17 protein-coding genes and 1 pseudogene are annotated in these 22,000 nt (G+C 68.3%); 9 read left to right on the forward strand and 9 right to left on the reverse strand.

From position 1 onward, the window contains the following. Positions 1-12: 12 nt before the first annotated feature. The 5 genes from cglE to FMQ63_RS23940 form a co-directional block, all read right to left on the reverse strand. Entirely contained in the window at positions 13-642 is a 630-nt protein-coding gene (gene cglE / locus FMQ63_RS23920; protein WP_011554849.1) for an adventurous gliding motility protein CglE, read from the reverse strand. Positions 643-748: 106 nt separating this feature from the next. Beyond that, positions 749-2,671, reverse strand: coding sequence for an adventurous gliding motility protein GltG (gltG, locus tag FMQ63_RS23925; protein ID WP_011554850.1), 1,923 nt, complete (start codon positions 2,669-2,671; stop codon positions 749-751). 76 nt (positions 2,672-2,747) lie between these two features. Further along, positions 2,748-3,017, reverse strand: coding sequence for an adventurous gliding motility protein CglF (cglF, locus tag FMQ63_RS23930; RefSeq protein ID WP_020478881.1), 270 nt, complete (start codon positions 3,015-3,017; stop codon positions 2,748-2,750). 127 nt (positions 3,018-3,144) lie between these two features. Beyond that, positions 3,145-4,581 (reverse strand): adventurous gliding motility TPR repeat lipoprotein GltE, encoded by a 1,437-nt coding sequence (gene gltE / locus FMQ63_RS23935; protein WP_011554852.1) that lies wholly within the window; start codon positions 4,579-4,581, stop codon positions 3,145-3,147. Beyond that, on the reverse strand, positions 4,581-8,156 hold the full coding sequence (locus FMQ63_RS23940; protein ID WP_026114273.1) for a tetratricopeptide repeat protein: 3,576 nt from the start codon (positions 8,154-8,156) through the stop codon (positions 4,581-4,583). The genes gltE and FMQ63_RS23940 overlap by 1 nt, the downstream gene beginning before the upstream one ends. A gap of 283 nt (positions 8,157-8,439) precedes the next feature. On the opposite strand from FMQ63_RS23940, the gene FMQ63_RS23945 reads away from it, so the two are divergent. The 5 genes and pseudogenes from FMQ63_RS23945 to FMQ63_RS23965 all read left to right on the forward strand — a co-directional run bounded on the left by FMQ63_RS23945 (position 8,440) and on the right by FMQ63_RS23965 (position 11,523). Further along, positions 8,440-9,096 carry a hypothetical protein gene (locus FMQ63_RS23945; RefSeq protein ID WP_171443714.1) on the forward strand — a complete coding sequence of 219 codons (657 nt, stop codon included), beginning with the start codon at positions 8,440-8,442 and terminating at the stop codon, positions 9,094-9,096. A gap of 58 nt (positions 9,097-9,154) precedes the next feature. Beyond that, entirely contained in the window at positions 9,155-10,117 is a 963-nt protein-coding gene (locus FMQ63_RS23950; RefSeq protein WP_011554855.1) for an ATP-binding protein, read from the forward strand. Positions 10,118-10,189: 72 nt separating this feature from the next. Next, positions 10,190-10,516, forward strand: a complete 327-nt coding sequence (gene cutA / locus FMQ63_RS23955) for a divalent-cation tolerance protein CutA (protein WP_011554856.1) — start codon at positions 10,190-10,192, stop codon at positions 10,514-10,516. Between the two features lie 154 nt (positions 10,517-10,670). Further along, positions 10,671-10,883 (forward strand): annotated as a pseudogene (locus tag FMQ63_RS23960) (hypothetical protein); the annotation flags it as partial. Positions 10,884-11,112: 229 nt separating this feature from the next. After that, a complete protein-coding gene (locus FMQ63_RS23965; protein ID WP_011554857.1) occupies positions 11,113-11,523 on the forward strand; it encodes a hypothetical protein in 411 nt (136 codons plus the stop codon). Here FMQ63_RS23965 and FMQ63_RS23970 read toward each other — a convergent pair. Together FMQ63_RS23970 and FMQ63_RS23975 are read right to left on the reverse strand one after the other, a co-directional pair. Further along, on the reverse strand, positions 11,513-14,071 hold the full coding sequence (locus FMQ63_RS23970; protein ID WP_026114275.1) for a N,N-dimethylformamidase beta subunit family domain-containing protein: 2,559 nt from the start codon (positions 14,069-14,071) through the stop codon (positions 11,513-11,515). The two genes, FMQ63_RS23965 and FMQ63_RS23970, sit on opposite strands and share 11 nt — an antisense overlap. A gap of 126 nt (positions 14,072-14,197) precedes the next feature. Next, entirely contained in the window at positions 14,198-15,391 is a 1,194-nt protein-coding gene (locus tag FMQ63_RS23975; RefSeq protein WP_011554859.1) for an aspartate kinase, read from the reverse strand. Between the two features lie 151 nt (positions 15,392-15,542). Here FMQ63_RS23975 and FMQ63_RS23980 point away from each other — a divergent pair, with 151 nt between their 5' ends. Genes FMQ63_RS23980 through FMQ63_RS23995 form a run of 4 tightly spaced genes read left to right on the forward strand, consistent with a single transcriptional unit; the run spans position 15,543 to position 20,211 of the window. Beyond that, a complete protein-coding gene (locus tag FMQ63_RS23980) occupies positions 15,543-16,265 on the forward strand; it encodes an ABC transporter ATP-binding protein (protein WP_011554860.1) in 723 nt (240 codons plus the stop codon). A gap of 31 nt (positions 16,266-16,296) precedes the next feature. After that, positions 16,297-17,100, forward strand: a complete 804-nt coding sequence (locus FMQ63_RS23985) for an ABC transporter permease (RefSeq protein ID WP_011554861.1) — start codon at positions 16,297-16,299, stop codon at positions 17,098-17,100. A 1-nt stretch (position 17,101) separates the two neighbouring features. After that, positions 17,102-18,673, forward strand: a complete 1,572-nt coding sequence (locus FMQ63_RS23990) for a GldG family protein (RefSeq protein WP_011554862.1) — start codon at positions 17,102-17,104, stop codon at positions 18,671-18,673. Continuing rightward, a complete protein-coding gene (locus FMQ63_RS23995; protein ID WP_216609210.1) occupies positions 18,673-20,211 on the forward strand; it encodes a DUF4340 domain-containing protein in 1,539 nt (512 codons plus the stop codon). The genes FMQ63_RS23990 and FMQ63_RS23995 overlap by 1 nt, the downstream gene beginning before the upstream one ends. Positions 20,212-20,381: 170 nt before the next feature. Here FMQ63_RS23995 and FMQ63_RS24000 read toward each other — a convergent pair whose 3' ends face one another. After that, positions 20,382-21,086, reverse strand: a complete 705-nt coding sequence (locus tag FMQ63_RS24000) for a metallophosphoesterase (protein WP_011554864.1) — start codon at positions 21,084-21,086, stop codon at positions 20,382-20,384. Continuing rightward, entirely contained in the window at positions 21,070-21,894 is an 825-nt protein-coding gene (locus tag FMQ63_RS24005; RefSeq protein ID WP_026114276.1) for a nucleotidyltransferase, read from the reverse strand. The genes FMQ63_RS24000 and FMQ63_RS24005 overlap by 17 nt, the downstream gene beginning before the upstream one ends. Positions 21,895-22,000 lie beyond the last annotated feature (106 nt).

The raw sequence follows: 22,000 nt of genomic DNA on the forward strand, positions 1-22,000 counted from the left end.
GTCTTTCTCCCGCTAGAACGCGTAGCGAATGTTCGGCGCCACCGCGAACCCGAACGAGCCCCCGGAGACGAGGTACTGCCCCGTCACCTCGAGCCCTACGGAAAAGTGGCGCAGCCGTGTGTAGTACTCCACTCCGGGCCCGGCAAACACAAGAATGTCGGAATCGGGGAGGAGCCGCTGCGGCGAGAACATCGCATAGCCAGCACCTGCACGGAGATAGAACCAGGTGCGCTTCACTTCCTGACTGTCAGCGAACCCCACCAGGCGAGCACGCAACACCGCGCCGGGGATCAGGGTGGAGAAGTCACCCGACACCGCGCCGCCGGAGTTGCCCACGTACTGAGCGCCCGTCCGCACGCTCGAGCCCATGAGGAACAGGCCGACGGACACGTGCTCGCCCAGGTCCACGCCCACCTCCACCTGCGCCATGGGCCCGGAGGAGAACGGACGCGGCGTGCCTTCGGCCGCCGGCGGGTTGGTGATGAACAGGGGGCCACCGAGCACCGCGAAGTAGATGCCTCGCTCGATTTCATCGAACGTGACAGCCGGGCGGTCACCCTGGGCAGTGGTGGGCTGCTGGGCGCTCGCGACCGTGGGGAGAACGAACGAAGCGCACAGGGCAAGTGAGGCGAGGGCTTTCATGCGGTCCTGACGTTGGCCCGGCCCCCTCGGGGGAGTGGGAGCCGGGGAAAGGCGCGGTGGGCAGACCTGCGTCAGGCCTGCCCACCCGGAGAAAGGCCACCCGGCGCTATTCGCCGGACTGCTTGAAGATGAACGGATACGTGACGACCACCACGCCGCCGCCCTTCGGCTCGGGGAACTTCCAGGTGCGAACACGTCCGGCCACGCACGTCTCCAGCTCCGCGTTGGCCGCCGTGGACTGCGCCACCGACGACGAGGCGACCGAGCCATTGCCCGCGATGACGAACTTCACCGCCACCTTGCCGCCCAGCTTCGGGAAGCGGTTGAGGAGGCTCTCGAAGCAATAGCGGATCTGTCCGCGGTTGCGATGGATGACCTGGCGGATGAGCTCCTTGTCCAGCGAGCCCATGACCTCCGGGTCGGACGAGGTGATGCCCACGTCGACGCTCTGCTTGCCGCCCAGCACGCCCACGCCGCTGCCGTAGGTGCCGGTGCCGCCGCCACGGCCCTTGGTGCCAATGCCGCCAATGCCGATGGTGTCACCCGTGCCGCCGCCGCCGCCGCTCGTGCCGCGCAGCCCCATGCCACCGAAGCCACCGGAGTTGCCCGCCTTGGCGCCGAACATGTTGCCCATGGCGCTCTTCAGGTCGCCGCCCAGGCCGCTCTTGCCGAACACCGTGGAGATGCCGCCCTTGCCGCCGCCGAAGATCTTCGCCGTCAGCGCGCGCGCCTCGTCCTTCTTGTTCGGGTCACCCTTGGGCGCGGTGCGATTGTTGGTCTTGGGCGCCTCCTTCTTGCCCATCTGACCTTCGTCGCCGCGGTTCTTCGCCGCCATCTCCCCGCTCTTCTTCTGCTCCTTCTGCTGGTTGAGGCGCTCGAGGAACTTGTTCTTCTGCGCCTCCGGCGGCTTGATGATGAGCTTGGCGATACGGGCGTTGTCCGCCGACAGCTCGTCCGCGTATTCGTCCCCCGCGACGGTGCGGTTCATCGCGGTGATGACGAACGCCGTCGCGATGAAGAACAGCACCAGGAAGATGTTGAGCGCGGTGTAGTCCATGGACTCGCCCAGCGGCACCACGATGCGCTTGGGCACGGGCTGGAAGGCCACCTCAAGCGTCACGCCGCCCAGGTCCACCCAGATGAAGTCCTCCGCGTCCAGCGTGAGCGAGTACGCCTCGCCCTCATGCGAGGCCTTGCCGGACTCGATGACGGCCTTCAGGTCCAGCGTCTCGCCCTTGCGGGTGAGCTCGCCCTTCATCTTCGCGGTGAAGCGAACGGTGAAGGACTGGCCGTCCGAACGAACCGCGTCGAACTTCGGGGCGCCCAGGCGGGCGTCACCCATGACAAAGTCCACGCCCGCGGCGCTGCCGACGACGAAGGCCCCCTTCCTACCGGGAGCCATGAAGAACTCGCCCACGCGCTGGTCACCCCACGCGAAGCGCAGGCCCACGCCCAACGGGCCGCTGGACTTCGTGCGGCGAACCGTTCGCACGCGCGGCGCGGCTTCCTCCGGCGCTGCCACGACGGGGGCCGGCGCGGGCTCGGCGGGAGCGGCCACCGGGTTCTGCTGGGTGGCGGCGAAGGACGGGTCGATGGCACCCACGGCCGGAGCGGCCACCGCGGCCTGCGCCAGGCTCTCGGCCGGCGCCGGCGCCGCGATGACCGGATTCTTCTCCGTCACCACCTCCGAGCTGGCCGCCGCGGCCGCCAGGTTCACCGCGGCCACCGCGGCCGGGTTTTCCAGACGGATGGTGGTGCCACCCACGCGGATTTCATCGCCGAAGGAGAGGAGCCCCTTGGTGACGCGCTTGCCGTTGACGTACGTGCCCTCGACGCTGCCCATGTCGATGATGGACATGGCGCCGTCGCTGGCGACCTCGATGACGGAGTGGATGCGGCTGACCTTCTCATCCTCCAGGCACAGGTGCGCCGAGGAGAGACGGCCAATCTTGATGATGTCGCGCTCGTAGTCCTTGGAGGCGACCAGCGAGTCGCCCTTGAAGACCTTGAGTGTCAGAGGAACGGCCATGGGGGCTCCAACGTAAAGTGGGTACGGCGTCAGACAACGCGCGCGGCGGTGGGTTCCCGCCGCGTTGTGGCGCTGGCTACAGCTCGCCCACGGACTGCATCACCTTGTCCTCGAAGTCCTCGCGGATGCGGATGAGGTTCGAGTGCTTCACCCGCTCACGCGCATCGATGTACTCGCCATCCGGCTTCGTGAGGTCGCCCTCGATGGTGTCGTCCTCGAAGTCGATGTTGGTCGTCTTGGAGTAGCGCACATTGCCCTCCCCTGGACCACCCGGGTTCGAGCCCTCGTCCTGGGCCAGGGCGGGCGTCACCGCGAGCACCGCACACAGCATCAACGCCTTCCGCATCACTGCCTCCCGGAAGGGACCCGAAGGCCCCTTCGCACACCGAATCCCCGGATGAGGGGGAAACACAAGGTTCGCATCATCCCCCGCGCCCCCGCCACAGCGAAGGCACTCGGGGGCGTCCCAACTTTCACAGCAGGTCGTCTTCCGGCTCCCCGGGTTCCGCCGAGCCTGCATTCTTCTGGTCGGAGTTTCCGTTTACGGGGGCGGGCGCTGGCGGCGTGTTGCCGCTGGCGGGAGTGACCTGGGGCGCGGGGCCCGTGCCGGAAGCCGGCGTCGCGGTGGTGGCGGGCGGGTTCGCCGTCCCGGCCGCCTTCTCCGCGGCCTGCATCTGGGCCTGCTGCTGCTTCTGCAGCTCCTCCATCTGCTTCGCCTGCTCCTCGGCGAACTTGGCCTCGCGCTTCGCGTTGACGACGACCTCCACTTCGCGCAGCAGGGCGAACACGGGGGCCTCGGCGGGCAGCGCCACCTCACCGCCGGCCATGGCGATGTACTTGCGGTACAGCTCCGAGGCGCGCTCGGGCGCGTCCTTCACCTTGTGGAGGATGATGGCGCGGTTGAGGTTCACGGCCGCCAGCTCGGGGTCGAGCTTCTCCGCCTCGTCGTACTCCTGCATGGCCTTGTCGAACTGGCCCATGCCCTTGTAGGCGACGCCCAGGTCCAGGTGCGCGGCGGCGTTCTTCCCGTCCGCCTGGAGGATGCGGCGCAGGTGCTGCTCGGCGGTGGGGTAGTTCTCCGCGGCCAGGGCCAGCTGCGCCAGCTCCACGTGCGACGGCACGTAGTCCTCGCGAACCTCCAGCGCCTTCTTGAAGGACAGGCGCGCGTCATCCACGTCCCCTTCCTGCAGGAGGATGAGGCCCACGGCGTGGTGGAGCTCCGGGTCCGCCGCGTCCAGCTTCACGCCGCGCAGGGCCACCAGCTTCGCCATGGCGAGCTGCTTGCGATCCAGGTAGCTGCGGATCATCACCTTCAACGCGGTGGTGGACTGCGGGTCGCGCATCAGCGCGGCGCGCGTCAGGTCCATGGCCTTGGTGTGGTCCCCCTGCTGCCGGAAGATCTCCGCCAGCCGCGCGCGTGACTGCGCGTCATCCGGGTAGCGCTGGAGCACCTCCTGGTACAGCGCCACCGCGCCGGCGACGTTGCCCGCGTTCTGCTCCATCACCGCCAGGTTCTCAGAGGCCTGACGCAGCGAGGGCTTCTTCGTGAGCGCCGTCTTGTAATGGTTGCGCGCCTCGGTCAGCTTGCCCTGACGCTCGGCGAGCACGCCCAGGTTGTAGTCGGCCTCGGCGAGGTTCCCGTCCGCCTCCAGAGCGGACTGGAACTTCCGCTCCAGCGACGGGTAGTCGATGGCCTTGGCCTTCTTCTGCGTGTCGAACGCCTTCAGCGCGTCCTCGAAGCGGGCCTTGGCCGTGTTGGAGATGGGCTGCAGGGCCTCCGTCTTGCCGGCGTTCGGATCCGCCGTCTTGGTGCTCGGGCCGGTGGCCTTGGAGGACGTACAACCGGCGGCGGCCAGCGAGACGGCCGCCAACAGGGGGAACAGGCGCATGGTGCGGGTGGTCCGGTTCATTAGAGGAAGTCCTCCGGCTCCTCGTCATTCCCGCCCTGCTTCGCGGGAGTGGCGCCGTTGGTGGTGGCCGCCGGGCGGGCGTCCACCTGAGTCTCGGTCTGCGAGCGCAGCTGCGCGGTGAGGTCCGTCAGGTCCTCCTGCAGCGTCTCCGCCCGGGCCTGCTGCGCGTCCGCCGCCTTGGGCGCCGGCGGCGGCACGTCCTGGATGTTGGCCAGCAGGTCGCCGCCGATGAGCTGCACGCGGCCCTTCAGCGCCACCTTCTCATCGGGCATGTCGGGGTAGCGGTCCGGCTGGTACGTGGTGCGCAGCAGCTTCAGGCTCTCCGCGGCGCAATCGTTGTAGACGTCCAGCTCGCGGCTCTTGGCCACCGTGGCGGAGAACGCCTCGGTCGCCTTGTCCTTGAGCGGTTGCGCCTGGTTGGCGAACTCGTCGCGCAGCGCCTGCTCCGACTCCTCATCCAGGCCGCGCGGCATGGGCGCGTTGATGAGGCGGTCGGCGAAGTGGTCATACGCCAGGCCAATGCGGTGCAGCGCGCAGATGGCGGGCTCGGGCGCGCCCAGCGTCACCGTCTGCACGTACTTCTTCTCCACCACCTGGAGCGCGCGGCTCTTGTCCTGGATGCTCGCCTTGAAGCGGTCCGGCGACGGCGGAGCACCCCAGTACAGCTTCAGGCGCCGGTACTCGTTCCAGTCCAGGTCCACCGACAGGAACTGCGCCTGCGCGGCCGTGGCGAGCGCCGGCTTCTCCAGCGAGCCCTGCACGCGGCGGGGCAGCTGGTCGAAGTGCTCGAAGATGCGCTTCTGCATGCGGGCCACGTCGCGCGTCTTGCCCATCTTCTTGTACAGGTCGACGATGCGGCCCTCGGCGGCCAGGAACCGGCTGGGGGAGCGCATGTTGTCGCGCTCGTACTCCTCCAGCATCTTGATGGCCTTGAACGCGGCGCCGCTCTTGGCCGTCAGGTCGATGATGGAGAGGCGGATTTCGTCGGCGTCCTTCGCGCGCGGCCACAGCGTCAGGTAGTGCTCGCGGTTGCGCAGCGCCGCCTTCACCTGGCCCAGGCCCTCTCGGTAGGTGGCGGCGTTGAAGAGCGCCACCTGCGCCTTGGACTCGTCCCACTTCTGCACCACCGCGGGCTTGTTGTCGTCCACCGCGCCCCGCTTCTTCTTGCCGCCACCACGCGCCTTGGCGTTGCCCTTGTCACCCAGGCTGCGCTCGTAGCCGCGCACGTAGGCCTCGTACGTTGCCGCCGCGTCCTCGAAGTCGCCAATGGCCTCCAGCGCCTCCGCGTTCGCGTAGATGGAGTCCGGCACGTGCTTGGAGCGCGGGTACTCGGCGAACAGGCGCTTGCGCACCTCGATGGCCTTATCCAGGCGCTTCGCCTTGTAGTAGTCGACGGACGCGTTGTAGAGCGCCAGGTCGGCGATCTCCGTCTGCGGGAAGTCCTTCACGAAGGCGAGGTACGCCTCGGCGGCCTTCTCGAACTCCTTCTTCTCCTCCAGCTGGCTGACGAGCTTGAAGGACGACTGCTCGATGAGCTTCGCCAGGTCGTCGCGGAACTTGCCCACCGCCAGCTTGTCATTGGCGTAGAAGCGCCGCGCCCACTCGTTCACCTTCGCGTAGTCCTGCAGCAGGTGGTACGAGTCGAGGATGAGGTTGGCGGAGATCTCCGCCGCGCGCTCGCCGTTCTCGAACTTGTACTCGGGGTAGCCGAGCGCGATCTCGCTGAAGCGCAGCACCGCCTCGTCGAAGTGGTTGTGGCGGTAGTAGATGTTGGCCGCCTTGAAGGCGATCTCCACCCGCTTCTCACCCTTGGGCACGTACTTGAGGTAGCGCTCACACGCGTCGAGCAGCGCCTTCTTCAGCGTGGGGATGGTGGCCTTCTTGGTGATGTCCGAGCCCACCGCCTCGCTCTTGCCCTCGCCCCGCGCCTCGCCCGCCTTGACGACCTCGTCGTAGGCCAGCACCGCGTTGTAGGCGGCGTTCTGCAGCCACTTGCCCGGCTTGCCCGGCTTCGGCTTGCCCTTGTCGTCCTTGGCCTCCAGCACCTTGGCGTCCTGGAGCACGACGAGCGTGTAGTTGGCGGCGGCCTTGTCGAAGTTCTGCAGGCTGTCGTTCAGCAGTTCGGCCCAGAAGAAGCGCAGGTCGTACGCCTTGGGGTTCTCCGGGAAGAGCGTGAGGTAGTCGCTGTACACCGCGTCCGCGTAGCGGAACGTCTCCTCGTTGCGCGTCTTCTTGCCCTCGTTGTGCCAGGTGACGGCGAGGTTGGACAGCGTGCGCTCGGACAGCTCCTTCGCCTCCGCCAGCAGCTTCTTGTCCTTGTCCTCCTTGATGACTCCGGAGCCCTCGACCTCCTTCATGATCTTCACGAGCCGGCGCACCTGGACCACGGTGCGCTCCTTGTTGCCCATGCGGAGGATGCAGTCGACGATGCGGCCCTGGAAACCAGGCGCCTCGGGGGACAGCGGCTTCTCCTTGATGAGGCCGTTGTAGGTGATGGCCGCCTCGCGGTCCTTGCCATCGCCGTAGTACAGGTTGGCCAACTGCTTCAGCATCGTGAAGCGGTCTTCCGGGTTGGTGGCCACCTTGCCGAACTCCGCCCGGGCCTGCGCCACGTCACCGTGGTGCGCGAACGCCCGCACGTAGTCGGTGCGCGCCTCGCGCAGCAGCGAGCTTCGGCCGCCGCCCTTGCCGCCGTCCTTCTCCAGAGCGTTGGCGCCGGCGAGTTCACCGTAGAGCACCACCGTCTTGAACTTGTCCTTGGCCGACTCGAAGTCGCCCATGTTGTAGTGGCACCAGCCCTGCTTGTAGAGGGCGAAGGCGTACACCTGGCTCTCGGGGAACTCGGCGGCCTTCTTGTACGCCACCAGCGCCTTCTCCAGCTCCGGGCGCTTCCCCTTGGAGTTGTTGAAGTAGTACTCGCCGAAGGCGAAGTAGGCGTCCGGGATGAACTTCGACTGCGGGTGCTTCTCCACCAGGCGCTTGAAGGCCACCAGCGCCTTGCGGTCCTGGCCATCCTCCATGAGGTACTGGCCGAGGAAGAAGAGCACCTCGTCGGTGCGCTCGAAGTTCGGGTACTCCTGGACGATCTTCGTGTACTGCTCCACCGCGAGCTTGCCGTACTCCTTCTGCTTCGCGCTGAACTCCGCCTTCTCCGCCTTGGCCCGCTGCTGGCCCGCGGCGTCGTTGCGGTTCATGGCCTGGATGAGGTCGTCATCCTTCCGGTTGGCCTCGAAGAAGAAGAACTTGGACTCCTCCCAGTAGAACTCGCCCAGGCGGAACAGGAGGCTGGGGGCCTCCTTCGGATCCGGCGACAGGGAGATGATCTTCTTCAGCGACTGGATCTGCTCGCGCCGCTTGGAGGCCACCTGCAGCTCGACGCCCAGCCGGAACTGGTCGTACTGGAGCGCGGGGGCGACCTCTTCTTTCTTCTTTTCACGGGTGATGTCGCCAGCCAGGGACTTGTCCACCGCGGTGGCGGACTTCCGGCCGAGATCGGCATCGCGCGGGGCTTTCTTCTCCTGGGCGGCGGAGGCCGTGGCCAGGAGGACGAGGCAGACGAGAAGCGAACGGCGCATGGTCTTCCTAGGAGAGGGGCACCGGCGTCCCCAGTTGCTTGCTTGGTAGGCAAGTGTCCGGGAATCTTCGGGAATTTCCATTCGGGGACCCTCACTATGCGCGGTTTCCGCGCGGCGGGTCAACACTGACTGGCCGCCTGCTTTCCTCGGGGAGCGTCGGTTCAAAATCTTCCAGATTCGCTGTGAAAATCGGCGCGCTGGAGTTGCCATGTCGGACCTGCCAGGTATGGGGGAACGGACGGTCGGTTGTCCGGCCTCCCTGCACTGGAGTACGCGTCGGATCATGAGTCTCCTCCCCGAAAGCGCCAGCTTCGAAGAGCTGGTGCAGGACTACTTCCTCGCTGTGCGTGGTGCGGGGCTGATGCTCTCCGCGCTGGACACCGAGCTTTTGACGACCTGGGCCCGGGAAGGCGTTCCCTTCGAGGTGGTGGCGCGCGGCATCTCCCGCTCGGCGGAGAAGGCCCTCTGGGACGCGCGGCCCGGAGAGCCGGTGCTGCGCTCGCTGCGCGCGTGCCGACGGCAGGTGGAGTCGGAGATCAAGAAGTACCGGGAGCTGGCGGCGGGCGCGGGTGAGGAACCCTCCTCCAGCCCCAAGCGCAAGCGGGCCCGTTCCTGGGAAGAGACGCGGCACGCGCGGCTGTGCGCGGCGCTCGAGGACCTGGCGGGGCGGAACGAAGCGCTGTCGCACCGTGTGCGCAACCTGCGCATCACCGTCCTGGCGCATGTCCCGGAAGAGCCGGCGGCCATGGATGCCCAGGAAGCGCTGGCGTTCCTGCTGGTGCTGCGCGCCCTGCCCTTCCTGGACCGGTGCGCCGTGTGGCGTGAGGCCCTGGCGGCGTCCGCGGAACAACAGGTGATGTCGCCGCGCGCCCGCAAGGTGTCCCGGCGCTTCCGGGTGCTGGCGACGGTGCGCCGGCGGCTGGGCGTGAAGGAGATGTAGGTGGGCGGGACGCCTGACTGCCCGTTCAGTGGACTGACGGCCGAGGAGAGGCTCTGGTATGGCGGTGCGTGAGATGGCTCCAAAGGCGAATGGCGAGGCGTGTGGTGTGTGCGGCGGGCGGACCTATGTCATCGAGCGCCGCGGGGACCAGGCCCAGGCGCGCATCTGCGCGTGCTCCGAGCACTGCTCGGTGTGCGGGGGGCGCGGGCACGTGCTGGTCGAGCGCGAGGGCGAGTTCAGCCAGAAGATGGGCCCCCGGCGCTATGAGGTGATGGAGACGTGCACATGCACCAAGCTGCGAACGCGCATTGCTCGCTTCGATGCGCTGGGGCTGCCTGCCTCAGCAGCGCATGCGAACTTTGAGAACTACCGCTCCTATGAGGAGGCACAAGACAGGGGCCGGAGTGTGGCGATGCAGTTCGCCTATCAATACGTCCAAGGCGGGTCGTCTAAGGGCTACATCATCAGCGGGCCTGTAGGTACCGGGAAGACCCACCTCCTGGCGGCGACGCTGGCGCACCTGGCGCTGGAGCTGGGCGTGCGTGGGCGCTACGTCGAAATCTCCCTCCTCTACGCGACCATCCGGCGTGGCTTTCAGGAGGGCAAGAGCGGCGGCGAAATCATCGGACCCCTGTCGGAGGTGGAGGTGCTGGCCATCGACGAGCTGGGCAAGGGCCGCGGAAGCCCCTTTGAGATGGAGACCCTCGATGAGCTGATTGCCCGCCGCTACAACGCGGGCCGCACCACGCTGTTCGCGACGAACTACTCCCTGGAGCCGGAGAGGCGCGCCATGCGAAGCGCGGCGCCGTCGGGCTACCGCACCACCGACGACTCGCGCAGCGCGGCCCGAGAGGCGGAGCTCCTGCGAGAGCGCGTGGGCGAGCGCATCTACAGCCGGCTGTGCGAGCTGTGCACCTTCGTCGAGTTTCCGAAGGAGACGCCGGACCGGCGCCGCCCCCGACAGGAAATGAACGCGCCCATGCACCATGCAGCGGGCAACGGGCGGCCCCAGGGACGATAGTCACGTCACGCGGGACGGCTGTCTGCGCCATCCCGCTCGACGGCCGGCGGAGGCTTCGCGCATCCTGCTTCCATGACTGACGCCATCATCGTCCTCGTCACCGCGCCCACCGAGGACAAGGCCGCCGAGCTGGCCCGCGCGCTGGTGGAGGCGCAGCTCGCAGCCTGCGGCAACATCGTTCCCGGCTTGCGCTCCATCTATCGGTGGGAGGGGAAGGTCCAGGACGAGCCTGAGGTCCTGCTCCTCCTCAAGACGCGCGCGGCCCTCTTCGAGCCGCTGCGCGCGCGCATCGTCGAACTGCATCCCTACAACGTCCCGGAGGTGCTGCGCGTGGACATCGCGGAGGGGCACGCGCCGTACCTTTCCTGGATTCTGGGCAGCACCCGCGCGCCGGACTGAAGTCCCACTCCCCTGCTCGACTGACTGGCGCAGCCAGCACTCCGCCTGCGGCTGGAACAGTGAGGGAGCGGATTCAGAGAAGGGCTCGTGCGCGGCCTCCGGCAGAATACGGCGCGGCGAAAGGAACGTTGTCGGCTCGCCCTCGGCCTCCAACATGCTGACGCCCACGCCGCGGAACGACAACGACGACGTTTCTGGCCACGATGACGAAGACGACACGCCCGTGGTGGAGCAGCCGCCTCCCGTCCCTGAGCCGCAAACACCGGAGCCGCGCGCCTACGCTCGGGAGTGGTACGTCAGCCCGTCTGGCAATGACTCGGCGAATGGCTCGCGTGAAAAGCCGCTGCGCACCATCTCCAAGGCCCTGACGCGGGTGGGCCCGGGGGAAATCATCCGCGTCCAGAGAGGCACTACACAGAGAAGCTCAACATCGACGCCAGCGCCAAGGCCGGCACCGCCGAGGCCCCCATCACCCTGCGTGGCGAGGACCTGCCCATACTCGTTCCCACCCACAGCGGCTGGTTCATGGCCCACGTGCAGCGCCCCCACTGGCGCATCGAGGGCTTCGAGTTCGACGTCCGGGGACCACGGGCACCGTGCTCGCGGGCAACGAGCTGCACCACGGCGCGTTCGGGAGCGGCATCAGCACCGACGCGGGCAACAACCTGTTCGCCACGCGCAACGCCGTCAGCATGGGCCTGTCCGCCCCCGGACTCAGCATGACGTCCAACCTCTCCCTGGTCGACGCCGCGTTCCACACGGGCATCTTCGTCGCCCCACAGAGCGGGTGGGTGGGCAGCACGCTCGCCCACTGGCTGTCGAACGGCGTGGAGTTCGACTCGGATGAGAGCGGCGGGCCGCTGGTGGACCTGGACACGCTGATGCCCGGCGAGTGTGCGGTGGACCGGGGCACGGACCTGAGGCTGCCCTACTGCGGCACCGCGCCGGACATCGGCGCGGTGGCGTCGGACTGCCCCGAGGCCACCACCGCCGCGCTCATGGAGTAATCGCGCGCACCAGCGAATTGCCGGCGTCCGCCACGTAGAGGCGGCCGTCCGGCCCCACCGTCAGACCGGCCGGGAGGACGAGGTCCGCAGCATCTCCCGGCCCGTCCGAGTGGCCGTAGCGCCCGCTGCCGGCCAGCGTCGTCACCTTCCGCGCGTTGCCGTCCGCGTTCAGGACGACGCGGCGCACGCGGTAGTTGCCCGGGTCCGACACCGCGAGCGAGCCATCCTTCAGCACCGCGATGCCCAGGTACGGCAGGAACTGGGACGACTCCGGCGCGCCGTCACGGAAGCCCGGCGTCGTGCCCGCCACCACCGACGTGAGACCGTCGCGGATGCGCACCACCCGGGACATGCCGGACTCGACGACGAACAGCGTGTTCCCATCCGCGCTCACCGCCACGCCCGAGGGCCGGTAGAGCCAGTCACCCTGTAGCGTCGTCACCGGGTGGCCCTCCGCCACCAGGTCGATGCGGCGAATCACGCCGTTGTTCATGTCCGCCACCAGCAGCGCGGTGCCATCCGGCGTCACCGCCAGGCCCGTGGGCTGGTTGAAGGCCGCCTGCTTCGCGGGGCCGTCCATCAGGCCCGGCGTCCCACCCGCGAACACCTCCACCTTCCCTTCCGGATCGATGCGGCGGATGACGTAGTGGTCCGTGTCGGCCACATACACGTTGCCCGCGGCGTCCGCGGCGATGCCCATGGGGCCATTGAGGCCGGAGGCCACCGTCGTCACCTCGCCCCCCGGCGTCACGCGCTTCACCGCGTTGCCCATGCCGTCCGCGACCACGAGGCCCCCATCCGGCAGCAGGGCCACCGCGGTGGGCGCCCCCAGCGAGTTGCCCGCCACGGGGACACCGGCGCGGACACGCTTTCCCGGCACGCCCGCCACCGTGCGCACATCGGCCGCGGAGGGCCCCTGCGCGCTCGACGCGTTCTGCCGCTCGAAGCGCACCAGCGTGTCGGGTACCGGCCGGCCCAGCGCCTTGTAGAGCACGTTCGCGACGATGCGGGCCGCGCGCGGGTCCGCCATGTCCTCGGAGGCCAGCGTGCGCACGAAGTCGATTCCGCCCGAGGAGAAGACGTAGGCGCTGCCCTGCTTGCGCAGCACCATGTGGCCGAAGCCGAAGGCGCCCTGGAGCGACAGCAATGGGGACTCGGCCAGCACCTCCAGGCCCTCCGGCGAGCTGCCGTTGCTCACCAACTGGTCCACTTCGTAGCCGTTGGCCATCCACAGCGTGTCACCGGCCTTCAGCCCCGAGCCCGCCAGTGCCCAGTGCCCCGGGTTGGTGATGACGGCAGGGAAGCCGAACTGGTGCCAGCGAGAGGAGAACTGCACGCCCAGGAGCGCGTTCTCCGGACGGCCCACGACGCGCTCGCGGAACTTCACCGTGCGCTGGGCGCCCGTGTACGGGTCGTTCGCGTGGCCCTTGTAGCAGGCGATGATGCGCCGAGGCCGGCCGTCCTGGGATGGCTCCATCTGAATCTGCCAGTACGCATTGTTCGCGCCCAGGTTGAGCAGCGACCGGCCTTCCGCCACCGCCCGGTCCGCGTGCTCGCGGATGCGCGGGCTCCAGTACTCGTCGTGGCCCGACATGAAGAAGGCCTTGGCGCCGGCCAGGAAGTCGTAGCTGGCGTCCAGGTCCTCGTCGGTGAAGTAGCCCACGTCCAGGTCCTGCGACTCCAGCCACTGAACCAGGCTCAGGTCGTCCGTCAGCAGGTGGCCACTGCCATGCCCCCGGTAGTTGGGCCGGTCATAGGACACCCGGAAGGCGCGGCTGACGCCGTGCTCGCGCATCACCCGGTCGCGGTCGTCATAGAGGCTGGTGCCCCCCCAGGTGTTGTAGGCGGCCCAGGTGGCGGTGGGGATGAGGACGGCAACCTCGGCACGCGGATTCGCGTCGCGCACGAAGAAGGGCACGTAGCGCTGGTGGTTGTCCTCACGCACCAGCTTCACCACGTACACGCCGCGCACCCAGTGTTCACCGACGGGTATCTCCAGCGTGGGCGCCCAGCGACAGGCGACGAGGCCCGTGGACCGGTCCGCGGGACAGTCGCCCTGGCGCACACCCGCCACCGGGCCTCCGCGCGCCAGTTCACGAGCGCCCGTGCCGCCGTAGTGCCCCATCCGGTACACGTACCAGCGGAAGGTCCGGGCCTCGGAGACCGACACGGCGACGCGCAGCACCTCGCCCTGCGTCAGCGTCGCCTTCAGGGCATAGCCTTCGATTTCGCGGCTGTGGGCGTTGCGGGTGATGCGCCACGCCCGGGTCCCCGGGCGGCGGTTCTCCTCGCGCACGGCGTCCGCGTCTCGCGCGGGCAGCTCCACCTGGCCCGCATCGGGCTGCCCGGTGCCGGCGTCCGGCACACCCGCGTCAAGGATGCCTGGATGCGGCTCACCGTCGCCGCCGTCATAGCCGTCGTTCAGGGGAGGCGTGTCGTGTTTGTCACCCGGTATCACCGGGCGCAAGGCCGTCCCCTCACAGCCAATGCCCCCGAACACGAGCGCGAGCCCGCACACCCAGCCCGCCCAACGCCCTGCCTGAGCCATTCCGTTCCTCCAAGCCACGGCGATTGACCGGAGGGTAGCCACGAACACTCAGGAGGGAAGCGGGTGCCCTCCTGGAGCAATGATTGGGATGGAGCACCCGAACAAAAGCCCAGGGATGGGAAAGGCCTACCCTCCCAAGAGCTCTCGGTGCAGCCGGGCCGTCAGCGCCTTCAGGTGTGCTTTGTCCACCAGCAGCGTCAGTTGCAAAGGCGACGTATGGGCCGCGTGGACGTGCGCCCCCAACTCCTCGGCGGCGGCCAGCGCGCGGCGCAGCGGCGCCCAGTCGGCGTTCAACCCCACGCCCACGCAGGTGACGGTGCCCAGGTCCTCGCGCCAGGACACGGCGTCACCGAAGCGCGTGGCCAGCTCCCGGCGCAGCGCGTCCGCACCGTGGATGTCCGCCAGGGGCACGGTGATGACCGTCCTGCGTACCCCACCCACCGAGCCCTCGCAGTCCAGCGTCCGCCCGCGCACGGCGCGCGCATCCAGGAATTCCAGCAGCTCCGCCAGGCGGATGGGCTCCGAGGCGGAAAGCACGGCCATCTCCGCGTCGGCGGTGACGCCCTTGAGGCGGTGGTCCGTGGGGACGGCCAGCTCCTGGACCGCGGTGCCCGTTCCCTGGCCGTGCGCGGTGCGCGCGAGAATGGTGATGCCGCGCGCCTTGGCCCACTCCACCGCCTGCGCGTTGAGCACCGTGGCGCCCGCGCTCGCCAACTCCTGCATCTCGTCGTAGCTCAGCGACTCCAGCTTGCGCGCGTCCGGCACCACCCGGGGGTCCGCGCTGAACACGCCGTCCACGTCCGAGTAGATTTCACACGCCTCCGCGTCCAGCGCCGCCGCCAGCGCCACCGCCGTCGTGTCCGAGCCGCCGCGCCCCAGCGTCGTCACTTCCTTCTTGAAGGAGACACCCTGGTAGCCCGCGACGATGACGACCTTGCCGCGCGCCAGCTCGTCGTGGATGCGGTACGGCCGCACCTCCACGATGCGGGCCTGCGCGTGCGCGTCCGTGGTGATGATGCCGCTCTGGCTTCCGGTGAAGCTGATGGCCGGCACATCCATCTCCTGGAGCGCCATGGAGAGCAGCGCCATGGAGATGCGCTCGCCACACGTGAGCAGCATGTCCAGTTCGCGGCGCGGCGGGTCCACCGAAACGCCCTTCGCCAGCGCCAGCAGTTCATCCGTGGTGTCGCCCATGGCGCTCACCACCACCACCACCTGATAGCCCGCCTCGCGCTTGTCCTTCACCCGCTGGGCGACCTTGCGGAGCTTCTCCACGCCGGCGACCGACGAGCCGCCGTACTTCTGGACCACGATTGGCATGATTCGACTCACTACCCTTGTTCGGCGTGTCCGGAAAACCACACTGGTAGGCCTCCCTGCAGAAGTCTGGCCAGCCGCAGAACGCCGCCCACACCCGGAGTCGGTGTCGCCTTGACACGCCAATGTCGGGTTTAATACCGCGCCCATGCCGATGATCGAGGTCCAGCACCTCACGAAGCGATACCGAGACCGGGTGGCCGTGGACGACCTCACCTTCCAGGTCGAGGCGGGTGAGATTCTCGGGTTCCTGGGCCCCAACGGGGCGGGCAAGTCCACCACCATGAAAATCCTCACCGGCTTCCTCCCGCCGTCGGAGGGGGTGGTCCGCGTCGGGGGCTATGACGTGGAGGCCCAGCCGCTCGAGGTGAAGCGCCGCATCGGCTACCTGCCGGAGATGCCGCCGCTCTATGTGGAGATGACGGTGCGAGGCTATCTGCGCTTCGTCGCCTCGTTGAAGGGGCTGTCGGGGAGCGCCCTCAAGGCCGAGTTGGAGCGGGTGGCCGCACTCATGGGCGTGACGCACGTCATGGACCGCGTCATCCAGAACCTGTCCAAGGGCTACAAGCAGCGTGTGGGAATTGCCCAGGCGCTGCTCGGCTCCCCGCCGGTGCTCATCCTGGACGAACCCACCGAAGGCCTGGACCCCGCACAGCGCGCCGAGCTGCGCGCCCTCATCAAGGGCCTGGCCGGCAAGCACACCGTCATCCTCTCCACGCACATCCTCCCGGAGGTCACGATGACGTGCCAGAAGGTGCTCATCATCCACCAGGGAAAGATGGCCGCGTACGACGACATCTCCCAACTGGCCCGCATCCACGGGCAGGCGGAGAACGCGTCGCTGGAAGAAGTCTTCATCAAGCTGACCGCCGCCTGAGCGCGGCCCCCTTTTCGAGGACCCCGCCTCCATGCGCACCGCCCTGGCGATTGCCCGCAAGGAACTGTCCATCTACTTCACCACGCCGTGGGCCTACGCCGTCTTCACGGCGATGGCGGCGCTGACGGCCTTCTACTTCATGGACCTGCTGCAGGCGTTCAACGACGTCCAGGGCGTGGCGCGCCGGGTGGGCTGGGCGCAGATGTCCCCGGACTTCAACATGTACCGCAACCTCACGGACGGGGTGGTGGTGGAGCTGTGGGGCAGCGTCCTGGTCATCACCCTGGTCGTCACGCCGTTCCTGTCCATGCGGCTGTTCGCGGAGGAGAAGCGCAACCGCACCTTCGAGCTGCTGATGACGGCCCCGGTGCGGCCCATTGAAATCGTGCTGGGCAAGTACCTGGGCGGCCTGGGCGTCATCTCCGCCACGCTGGCGCTCACGCTCGTCTTCCCGCTACTGCTGTCCGTGCTGGGCCACAGCGAGTCCGGGCTGGCGCTGGAGTGGTCCACCGTCCTGCTGGGCTACGGCGCGCTGCTGCTGTGGGGCGCCACCTGCATGGCCGTGGGCCTGTTCATCTCCGCGCTGACGGAGAGCCAGATGCTGGCGGCCTTCCTCACCTTCTGTGTCCTGCTGGCGTGGATGCTGCTGGGCCAGGTGGCCCGCCGCGCGGAGGAGCCGCTGCGCTCCGCGCTGTCCTACGTCGCCTGCGACCTCCAGTTGCAGGGGATGATCAAGGGCGTGCTGGACGCGCAGTCGCTGGTGTTCTTCGCCTCCGTCATCGGCTTCTCGCTCTTCCTCACCCACCGCACGGTGGATGCGCAGCGGTGGGCCTGACATGAAGGCGGCTCATGTCGGCAAGGTCCTGGGCGCGTTCGGACTGCTGCTGTTGCTGTCGAGTCCGTTCACCCTGTTCATCACCTCGGACAGCGCCGTCACCGCCGCCGTGAAGGCGGGCGCGGGGCTGGTGCTGGTGGGCATCTACGGCGCGACGAACTACCGGCAGTTCGGCCAGTTCGCCACCCGCCGCTCCAGCAGCTTCTTCGCCACCACGGTGCTCACCACGCTGGGCGTGTTCGCCGCGCTGGTGGCGGTGAACTACCTGGCCTTCAAGCAGAACCGGCGCTGGGATTTGACGCAGGCACGCATCCACACGCTGGCGCCGCAGACGGTGTCCACGTTGGCCGCCATTCCCGACCAGGTGCGCGCCATCGCGTTCATCACCCCGGCGCATGCCCAGTACGGCCAGTTGGAAGCGCTCTTCGCGCTCTACCATGCCGAAGCGCCGGGGAAGTTCGAGTACACCTTCAAGGACCCGCGCCGAAGCCCGGACCTGGCCGCGAAGTACCAGGTGCGTGAGGGCCAGACGGCGGTGGTGCTGGTACGCGGCGAGGGCGAGTACGCCACGCACACGCTGCTCGCCACCGTGTCCGAGCAGGAGCTGACACACGCGGTCCTCAAGCTGAACGCGGTGGGCACCCAGAAGGTCTATTTCGTCACCGGCCACGGGGAGTGGCCACTGGACAAGGAGCAGGCGCCGCCCCAGGACCCGGGCGCCAGCCTGTCCGAATTCCGGAGGCAGTTGCTCCAGGAGGGCTACACCGCGGAACCGCTGAACCTCGCGGGTGTCCAAGACGTGCCACGGGACGCCGCGCTGGTCATCATCGCGGGGGCCCGGGGGCCCTACACCGCGCCGGAGAAGGAGCTGCTCCAGCGCTATCTCGCCTCCGGAGGACGCATGCTCTACTTCGCTGACGCCGGCCTCCGTGATGGCCTGGACGGACTGCTGGCGGAGCACGGCGTGCAGGTGGATGAGGGCATCGTCGCGGACGCGCAGTACAACAGCGGCAATCCCTTCGTGGTGCTGTCGCTCTTCTACAGCGACCACGAGATTGGCAAGCCGCTGCACCAGCGGGGACTCAACGTGGAGTTCCCCACCCCACGCAGCCTGACCCTGCTGCGCATGGGGATGGCGCCGGGCGTCCAGGTGCAGCCGGTGGTCCTCACGTCCCAGTACGGATGGGTGGAGAGCACGCCAGAGGAGAACGCGGTGCCTTCGGATGGCGAGAAGACGGGCCAGTTGGTGCTGGTGGCCGCCGTGACGCGTGATACCCAGGCCTCGCCGGGCAAGCGCTTTGATGAAGCGCGCCTGGTGGTGATGGGAGACTCGGAGCTCCTCCTGGACCCGAACTGGGGCCATGAGCCCAACCGCAACCTGGTGATGAACGCGCTGGGCTGGGCGTCCAACCAGCTCACGAAAATCACCATCCGCCCGCCGGACCGCGAGGTGTCCACGCTGGAGCTGGACGCGGCGACGCTCAGCCGCATCCGATTCTTCGCCACGGACCTCATGCCGCTGACGCTGCTGGGCGTGGGCCTGGCCATCTGGCTGTCGAGGCGCAACAAGTGATGCCGGCCCGCGGACGGTGGCGGTGGAACATCCTCACCGTCGTCACGGTGGGCCTGGGGCTCACCGCATGCACCGGTGAGAAGGCGTCCGAAGCGAGCGAGGCCCGGCGGAAAGCCGACGCCCAGCAGCGCCTCTTCATCACGGGGATGGAGGAGACGCGCGGACAGGACAACGGGGCGCCTGCCGCGAAGCCTGTCTTCACACACTTGACGGTGCGGGCCCGGGGCGACACCACAGAGCTGGTTCGCGAGCAGGACGGCACATGGAAGCTGACAGCGCCCGTGTCCGCTCGCGCGGAGGCGGCCGTGGTGGAGACCATCCTCGGCACACTGGCGTCTTCGAGCTTCAGCGCCACCGTGAAGGAGGCGCCCACCGACGCCGACCTGGACGCGTACGGCCTGAAACCGCCCCTCTTCACCGTCACGGCCCAGGCCTTCGTGCCAGATGCCCAAGGCCAGGGGGCGCAGGACCCCGCTCGCCAGCGCACGGTGACGCTGCACTGTGGCAAGGAGAACACCTACGACGGCTCCGTCTACGTACACCGAGACACGGAGCCGGCGGTCCACGCCGCCGCGGGGACGGTGCGCTGGGCCCTGGACCGGGACACCTTCGCCCTGCGCGCCAAGGACCTCCTGACACCTTTGGACGAGCGTACGCTGAAGGGCATCGAGGTGAAGGCGCCGCAGGGTGCGTATCAACTGGCGCGAGACGCGGACGGCGCGGGCTGGCAGCTGGTCGCGCCGGTGGCCGCCAACGCGAACGCGATGCGTGTCGCGGAGCTGCTGAAGGCCCTGGTGGAGCAGCGGGCACTGTCCTTCCCCGAAGACACGCCGGAGTCCCGGAAACGCTTGGGTCTGGAGGCCCCGGTGGTGGACGCCCGCTTCACCGGTGGCCCGGGCGAGCCAGTGCGCGTGCGGATGTCCCGCGTGACGGACGACGGCGCCGTGCGCGCCTATGCGTTGCGCGAGCAGGGGACGCAAGCCGTGTTGGGTGAGGTGCCCGAGGACGCCCTCGGCGTGCTGGACGTGAGCGTCCGGGAGCTGAAGGACCGGCGCGTGCTGGAGTTCCGGCGCCAGGACGTCCGCCGCATCGTGTTCCACCCGGGCGGTGGCGCGCCCGCCATCACCGTGGTGAGCGCGTCGGAAGCCAACGAAGGCGCCGGGCACTGGGACATGGAGGCCCCGCAGCGGGGCAAGGCCCAGCACTTCAAGCTCGCCTCGCTGCTGCGCGCGCTGGAAGGACTGAAGGCCACGGGCTACGGCGAGACGAACCCCAAGAATTGGGCCCGGTATGGCGTGACGGAGGACTCCCCCGGCGCCGTGCTGCTAGGCGCGGACGGACGCGAACTGGCGCGGCTCTGGCTCGGCACTGAAGTCCCCGACGAACCCGGCACGATCTACGCCCGCGGCTCCGGCCCCGACGTCCTCAAGGTGCCCGAGTCACGACTGACGTTGCCCACCAGGCCCGAGGACTTGCAGGAAGCAGCGAAGGCCCCCGACGCACCGAAGCCGCCCGCGAAGACGGAGCAGGCTCCCTGAGCCCCCGTCCCCGACTTACCGTCAGACAGGGCCCATACACGCCAGGTCAGCGTCCGTCACCGGCATCCCTTCACGAGCGCCGGTGCGGAACAAGGACCTGGCGAGGCTCACAGCTTGATGACCTCCGTCCCCCGCCGGGGCAGGACGACGCGGAACACGCGATGGAGTAGCTACACCTCCAGCAACACATACCGCTGGTCCGGGGTGTGCTTCGCCAACAGGGGCATGGCCACGTTGTAGACGGGGATGCCGCTCTTCGTCTTTCCGTTGCGAGCGCCGTGGTGCGCGTGCCCGTGGAACACCGCCTCCGCGCCGTAGTGGTCAATGGGCATGGACAGGCGGCTGGTGCCCAGAAAGGGGCGAATCTCGATGTTCTCCCCCTCCAGCGTGTCCGGCACCGGGGCGTAGTGCATGATGACCACCTTCTTCTCCACGTCGAGGTGGCTCAGCGCGGCCTCCAGCTTGAGCGACTCCGTGACGGCCTCCTGCACGAAGGCCTTCGTCTGGCCCTCGCCAAAGGCCTGGAGCGTCGCGTTGCCGAAGCCGCCGCCAAAGCCCTTCACTCCTGCCACGCCCAGGACCTTCTCGAAGATGAAGTGGTCCCCGTCCAACACGTGGACGCCGACCTTGGCCAGCTCGCTGCAAATCTCCTTCACCTGGTTGTGCTCATAGTCGTGGTTGCCGAGCACCGCGGCGCAGGGAACGCGGAGCGCGGACAGCTCCTCCGCCAGCACCTTGCCCTCTTCAATCATTCCGCGGTCGGTGAGGTCGCCGCACAACACGAGCAGGTCCGCCGTGGCGTTCACCTGCTTGACCAGTTGCCGGAAGCGACCGTGGTGGTCCTCCCGGCAGTGCAGGTCACCGACCGCCGCCAACCGAATTTTCGAGCCCGGATCGCGCGCCACTCTCGTCCCCTCGCTGTCGTTCGTTCTCGTCCCAGGACCTCCCGTCACTGAAGCCCCAGTGGTGGATGTCCACGTGATAGTTCACGCGGGAAATCAGGTTGCCGCGGCACAGCTTCTCTTCCCAGCACCCCTCGCGCAGGGTGTGCAGCGTGCGGCTCATCAGCTCCGCCATCACCCATTCGGGAATGGCGTCCCGCTCGGACGGATAGGCGAAGCGGAACATCATCAGGTGACTGAGCAGGACCTCCCAGTACCGGTCGAACCGGCGCATCATCCGGTCCCAGTCCATGTTCCGGCCCGCCTTCAGCAGCAGGTGGTTCACGTCCGCGCCGTCATAACGCTCGCGCTCGTTCACGAACGCCTTGGACCAGATCATCTCCTCGGCGGGAGCGACCAGACACTCGTGCCCGAAGATGGTGGCGCGCGGGGCGTGTTCGAACCACTCGTCGTCCACCACCGCCACGCCGTTGCCGGAGGAGAAGATGAAGTCGACGAAGTAGTCGCCCTTGAAGGCCTTGTAGAGCCAGACCTCGTCCGCGCGCTCGGTGCGCCAACCGTCCTTCTCCAGGACTTGCAGCGCCCGGAGCGCGTCCGCCTTGCGGGGGAAGAGGTCCAGGTCCTTCGTGTCGCGGTAGATGCCGGTGTACGTCGCATAGGCGTAGGCACCGCCCACGACGAAGGGCACCCCGGCGTCGATAAGCAACCCGACGGCCCTGGCCCGGGCGTTGATTTCGTCCGGGGCCCGCTCACGCTCTGCCAGCTGCGCGTCCGTACCCATCTCGCCGGGATGGTTGGGGTGTCTCTTTTCCATGGCCGAAAGGTAGGGACTGAGAATTTCGGCCGTCCGCTGGTGCGGAATAGATGCCTGGGGAGCGGGCAGCCAA

Origin of the sequence: Myxococcus sp. CA005, assembly GCF_006518205.1 — a bacterium.
Classification (GTDB): Bacteria; Myxococcota; Myxococcia; order Myxococcales; family Myxococcaceae; genus Myxococcus; species Myxococcus xanthus.

Bases quoted from the DNA above. Each gene is read 5' to 3' on its own strand.
- FMQ63_RS23945 (WP_171443714.1), top strand. From the start codon at position 8,440: ATGAGTCTCCTCCCCGAAAGCGCCAGCTTCGAAGAGCTGGTGCAGGAC.
- gltE (WP_011554852.1), bottom strand. From the start codon at position 4,581: ATGAACCGGACCACCCGCACCATGCGCCTGTTCCCCCTGTTGGCGGCC.
- FMQ63_RS23975 (WP_011554859.1), bottom strand. From the start codon at position 15,391: ATGCCAATCGTGGTCCAGAAGTACGGCGGCTCGTCGGTCGCCGGCGTG.
- cglF (WP_020478881.1), bottom strand. From the start codon at position 3,017: ATGCGGAAGGCGTTGATGCTGTGTGCGGTGCTCGCGGTGACGCCCGCC.
- FMQ63_RS23985 (WP_011554861.1), top strand. From the start codon at position 16,297: ATGCGCACCGCCCTGGCGATTGCCCGCAAGGAACTGTCCATCTACTTC.
- FMQ63_RS23940 (WP_026114273.1), bottom strand. From the start codon at position 8,156: ATGCGCCGTTCGCTTCTCGTCTGCCTCGTCCTCCTGGCCACGGCCTCC.
- cutA (WP_011554856.1), top strand. From the start codon at position 10,190: ATGACTGACGCCATCATCGTCCTCGTCACCGCGCCCACCGAGGACAAG.
- cglE (WP_011554849.1), bottom strand. From the start codon at position 642: ATGAAAGCCCTCGCCTCACTTGCCCTGTGCGCTTCGTTCGTTCTCCCC.
- FMQ63_RS23990 (WP_011554862.1), top strand. From the start codon at position 17,102: ATGAAGGCGGCTCATGTCGGCAAGGTCCTGGGCGCGTTCGGACTGCTG.
- FMQ63_RS23970 (WP_026114275.1), bottom strand. From the start codon at position 14,071: ATGGCTCAGGCAGGGCGTTGGGCGGGCTGGGTGTGCGGGCTCGCGCTC.
- FMQ63_RS24005 (WP_026114276.1), bottom strand. From the start codon at position 21,894: ATGGGTACGGACGCGCAGCTGGCAGAGCGTGAGCGGGCCCCGGACGAA.
- FMQ63_RS23950 (WP_011554855.1), top strand. From the start codon at position 9,155: ATGGCGGTGCGTGAGATGGCTCCAAAGGCGAATGGCGAGGCGTGTGGT.
- FMQ63_RS23995 (WP_216609210.1), top strand. From the start codon at position 18,673: ATGCCGGCCCGCGGACGGTGGCGGTGGAACATCCTCACCGTCGTCACG.
- gltG (WP_011554850.1), bottom strand. From the start codon at position 2,671: ATGGCCGTTCCTCTGACACTCAAGGTCTTCAAGGGCGACTCGCTGGTC.
- FMQ63_RS23980 (WP_011554860.1), top strand. From the start codon at position 15,543: ATGATCGAGGTCCAGCACCTCACGAAGCGATACCGAGACCGGGTGGCC.